Annotated in this window: 3 protein-coding genes and 2 pseudogenes; 1 reads left to right on the top strand and 4 read right to left on the bottom strand. The window is 62.6% G+C overall.

Translation table 11 applies throughout. The features are described 5' to 3' along the window. The 3 genes and pseudogenes from B3H86_RS11360 to entC all read right to left on the bottom strand — a co-directional run. Positions 1-682: isochorismatase family protein (locus B3H86_RS11360; RefSeq protein WP_292053978.1), on the bottom strand; the 682-nt coding region annotated here is incomplete at its 3' end. Positions 683-696: 14 nt separating this feature from the next. Continuing rightward, the gene (gene entE, locus B3H86_RS11355) at positions 697-2,304 is read right to left on the bottom strand and encodes a (2,3-dihydroxybenzoyl)adenylate synthase EntE (RefSeq protein WP_292053977.1); all 1,608 of its coding nucleotides are present in this window, start codon (positions 2,302-2,304) and stop codon (positions 697-699) included. A 9-nt stretch (positions 2,305-2,313) separates the two neighbouring features. Beyond that, positions 2,314-3,348: pseudogene (gene entC, locus B3H86_RS11350) on the bottom strand (isochorismate synthase EntC); the annotation flags it as partial. Positions 3,349-3,663: 315 nt separating this feature from the next. Between entC and fepB the strand changes: the two are divergent. Beyond that, positions 3,664-4,407 carry a Fe2+-enterobactin ABC transporter substrate-binding protein gene (fepB, locus tag B3H86_RS11345; RefSeq protein ID WP_422653076.1) on the top strand — a complete coding sequence of 248 codons (744 nt, stop codon included), beginning with the start codon at positions 3,664-3,666 and terminating at the stop codon, positions 4,405-4,407. A gap of 153 nt (positions 4,408-4,560) precedes the next feature. Here the strand turns inward: fepB and B3H86_RS11340 are convergent. After that, positions 4,561-4,834, bottom strand: a pseudogene (locus B3H86_RS11340) (hypothetical protein); the annotation flags it as partial.

Genomic DNA, 4,834 nt, shown 5'->3' with positions numbered 1-4,834 from the left:
CGGACTCGTCGAGCAGGGGCAGCACCACGGCACGCAGCGCCGCCTTGCTGACCGGCACCGGGAGCAGATCCTCGGTCATCACTACCCGTCCAGAACGCCCGGCCACGTAGTTGAGCGCCATCAGGTGCTCGTCGCGGCTAAAGTCCGCCAGCGCGTCGGCCACCATAAAGGGCTTGATGTCGCGCATAAAGGCGTCGGTGGCGGTGGTCATGCAGCCGATGTGGGCATAGACGCCGGTTATCAGAAGCTGGTTGCGTCCGCTCTCTTTCAGCATCTGCTCCAGCGGCGAGCGGTGGAAGGCGCTGTAACGCCACTTCACCAGCACGGTGTCGTCCTCGTCCGGGGCCAGGGCGGCAACCACCTGCTGCTCCTCCGGCTTGCGGGTCAATCCCGGCCCCCACATGTCGTTCAGCAGGGCACGATCTTCATCGCTCTGCTCTTTCGGCTGGGCGGTGTAGTAGACCGGAATGTTGTGCTGCTTGCAGAATGCGCGCAGAGCGGCGATGTTCGCCACCACCTGGGCCATCATCGGGCAGTTTTCGCCCCAGAAGTTGATGAAATAGTCCTGCATATCATGAATTAACAGCGCGGCGCGCTCAGGCTCAAAGGCCCAGCTGACTTTGTTCTGCGGGATCTCGGTGGCCGCAGGCAGCGCGTAGCCGGTTAATTTTGGGATTGCCATACTTCTCTCCTTTGTTACGCCTGTGACCGTTCGGCCAGCCGCAGGCGCAGCTCTCTCTTATCGACCTTGCCGACCGGCGTTAACGGCAGCGCGTCCACGCACTCCACGCGATCGGGCAGTTTAAATTCGGCGACGCCCTGCTCACGCAGGAAGCGGCGGATCTCCACGGCGCGCACCGGCTGGGATACCACCAGATACGCACAGCTCTTCTCGCCGAGCAGGCTGTCTTCCATGCTCACCAGCGCGGCATGAATAATGGCCGGGTGGCGCAGAAGCAGGTTCTCGACCTCTTCGGCGGCGATCTTCTCGCCCCCACGATTGATCTGATCCTTCTCGCGCCCCTGGACGGTGATGTAGCCCGCGTCGTCGATAGCGATCAGATCCCCGGNNCAAAAACCGTTCTCGTCGAAGGCGCTGGCGTTGTGCTGCGGGCTATTGAAGTAGCCGCGGAAGGTGTACGGCCCGCGCGTCATCAGGCGGCCCACCTCGCCGCGCGGGAGCGGATTGCCGTCGGCGTCCGCCACCCACACTTCGTCATCCGGGCTCATCGGGCAGCCCTGGGTATTGTTGATGCGCTCAAGGCTGTCATCGAGGCGGGTATAGTTCACCAGCCCCTCCGCCATGCCGAACACCTGCTGAAGCTGGCAGCCTATCTCTGCTGGAATACGCGCGGCGAGGGTAGCGGAGAGCCGCGCCCCGCCGACCTGCAGCAGCGTGAGCGAGGCCAGCTGGGCGTTGCTGCCCCACTCGTGGATCGCCTGTAGCCAGAGGCTAACGGCGGGGGGGACCAGCGCGGTCACGTTGATCCGGTGCTTCTCAATCAGCGGGAAGCAGAGGGTGGCGCTGGGATCGGCGGCCAGCACCACGCAGCCTTCGGCCAGGAAGACGCCGAGCGCACCGGGGGAGCTGAGCGGGTAGTTGTGCGCCGCTGGCAGGGCGCAGAGGTAGCGCGTCCTGTTATCGAAATGGCAGATCTCATTGCTGCGACGAATGCTGTAGGCGTAGTCATTATGGGTGCGCGGGATCAGCTTCGGCGTGCCGGTACTGCCGCCGGAGAGCTGGAAGAACGCCACCTCATCGGCAGGCGTCGGCGCGTTTACGACGCGCTCGCTCGGACGGGCGATGGCCGCCTCAAGGGCATGCTCGCCGGGCTCGTTACGCAGCAGCACCACCCGCAGCGAGTTATGCTCCTCGACGAAGCCGTTAAGAAAGCCATCGTCGCTAAACAGAGAATGATCGCGGTCGGCCACCAGCAGAGCCGGTTTGATCTGTGCCGCGTAGGCATTTAGCTCGCTGCGCTGATGGCTAAACAGGGCATTCACCGGCGCAACGCCGATTTTCAACAGGGCAAAGAACGTGATGTAGAACTCCGCCACGTTGCCGAGCTGCACCAGTGCAGTTTCCCCGGCTCGCAGCCCCTTTGCCTGCAGTGAGGCGGCCAGGTTATCCGCCGCCTGGTTAAGCTGGCGATAGCTCAGCTCGCGTTCGCCGTCGATCACCGCCAGCGCATCGCTCTGCGCGTGGCGGGTCAACATATCGCTCAGGGGCAGATCCTGCCAGTAGCCTTTCTCGCGATAGCGCCGGGCAAATTCATCGGGCCAGCGGGTAAAAGGAATTGTCATGATTGCTCCTTAATGCAAACCAAATACGTTGAGCATGGTGGTGAGTTTTACGCCGGTTTCGCGCCATTCGGCCTCCGGCGACGAGGCTGGGACGATCGCGGCCCCGGCAAACAGGCGGACCTGGTTATCGTGCAGACGCGCGCAGCGGATGGTAACCACCCACTCGCCGTTGCCTTCAGCGTCGCACCAGCCGACGATGCCGCCGAACAGGTCGCGGTTCAACGGCTCCAGCTCGGCAATGAGATCTTTTGCCGCCTGGTGCGGGAAGCCGCTCAGCGCCGGGGTTGGGTGCAGCAGACAGGCCAGCGACAGAGCATTCTCTTCCGCCTGCGCCACCCCTTCGATAGGTGTCGCCAGATGCCAGAGGGTAGGCGTATTCACCAGCTGCGGTGAGTCCGGCAGCGTCAGGGCCCGGCTGCGCGGGGCGAGCACGGTTTTCATCGCCTGGGTCACCAGTTCATGCTCGTGGCGATCTTTCTCAGAGGCCAGCAGCTTGTTGCCCGCCTCGCGATCCAGCATGTCATCGGGCTGGCGACGGGCGGAGCCGGCCAGCGGCAGGGAACTAAAGATTGCCCCCTCTTTACGCAGCAGCAGCTCCGGGCTGGCACCCAGCAGCACGCCGCCATCAGGCAGCGGCACGTGGAAGTTAAAGCTGGCCGGGTTCTGGGCGATCAGCCGCTCCAGCAGCGCCCCGCCGTCTACGCGTTTGTCAGTGGTGATATCGATCAGGCGGGAAAGCACAACCTTATCGACCTGCGGCGTGGCGGTGAGCGCGGCGGCACGGGCCACCATATCGGTAAAGACCGGGTGCTCCGGGATTGCCTTGCGGGTGACCACGCTGAGGGCCTCTCTCCCCTGGAAGTAGCGTGCGGAGTGCTGCTTCTCGGTACGGGAGAAACGCTCCCAGGCACGGGGGATAAACAGTGCGGAGGGCTGAGTGGTATCAAACGGAATGGCTCCCACCACGATTGGCTTAGCGATCCCCTGCTTTTTGGCCTCGCTGAACGCCTGAGCCAGCCGCTGCTGGAATGCGCCGTTGAGATCGTCCCCGCCGTTNNCCTTCGCTGATGCGCATAACGCAGCCCGATGTGCTGAAGCTGCGGTACGGCGACATAAAGAAAAATTGGTCTGATGCCAGCGTGTTCACGGTAAGCTGAGTCTCCTCCGCCATTGACGTATCCATATCCTTCTCCGAAAACGATAAAGGTAGTAAGAATTATTATCATTTATATTTGGGTCGGTAAGCTAAGAGTTATCCCGAGCGATGTCAACCTCAGCGAGCGCAGTTTTGTGCGGCTAAAAACTTGCATCCGGCGGCGCAATGATGAAAATGAGAAGCATTAGCCGCACAATAACAGGATGCACGCCGTGAGACTCCCCCCGCTTTCGCTTAAGTCCCTGCTGACCCTAAGTCTTTTTGTTTTAGGATTTTCTGTAGCCCATGCCGCCGACTGGCCGCGCCAGATCGCCGACAGCCGGGGCGTTCATACCCTCGATCATAAACCTCTGCGCATTGTCTCAACCAGCGTCACGCTCACCGGCTCGCTGCTGGCGATTGACGCCCCGGTGGTGGCCAGCGGCGCAACCGCGCCGAACAACCGCGTTGCCGACGAGAACGGCTTCCTGCGCCAGTGGGGCGAGATCGCGAAGCAGCGCAAGCTTGCCCGGCTCTATATTGGTGAGCCGAATGCAGAGGCGGTCGCCGCCCAGATGCCGGATCTGATCCTCATCAGCGCTACTGGAGGCGACTCGGCGCTGGCACTTTACGATCAGCTCTCTGCCATTGCCCCGACGCTGATCATTAACTACGACGATAAGAGCTGGCAGACGCTGCTCACCCAGCTCGGGGAGATCACCGGCCAGGAGCCGCAGGCCAAAGCCCGGATTAGCGATTTTAATCAGCAGCTGGCGAAGGTGAAGCAGCAGATGACCCTGACGCCGCAGCCGGTCAGCGCCCTGGTGTATAACCCGGCGGCGCACAGCGCCAACCTATGGACCGCTGACTCGGCCCAGGGGCAGCTACTCTCACAGCNNCGTCCAGCTGGGCGGGGAAAACCTTGCCGCCGGACTGAATGGCGAAGCGCTTTTCCTCTTCGCCGGTAACGAGAAAGACGCCGAGGCCATCTACGCCAACCCGCTGTTGAGTCATCTCAGCGCGGTGCAGAACAAACGCGTCTATGCCCTTGGCACCGAGACGTTTCGCCTCGACTACTACAGCGCCACCCTGCTGCTCAAGCGCTTCGCCACGCTGTTTAGTTAAGCGTCAACGGGTGGGCTGTGGTGGAAACGCCGCAGCTCACCGAGAAGCAGGATCAGCACCGCGCCCGTCACCGCCAGCACCGCTCCGCCAACGCTGGCCGAGGCGGCGGGCGTCATCGCCACACTCATCCCACCTAGAAAGGCTGCACCCATCGCATCCCCGGTAACGTTCTGCGCCGTCCACAAGCCGTTGATCCTGCCCAGCATCGCCTCCGGCGTCTGGGTTTGCAGCAGCGTGTACTGAAGCAGGGAGCTGATGGCGCTCAGCCAG

The organism is Brevundimonas sp. UBA5866 (genome assembly GCF_002432125.1).
GTDB lineage: Bacteria > Pseudomonadota > Alphaproteobacteria > Caulobacterales > Caulobacteraceae > Brevundimonas.
This window is presented reverse-complemented; position numbering and strand designations above follow the sequence as displayed.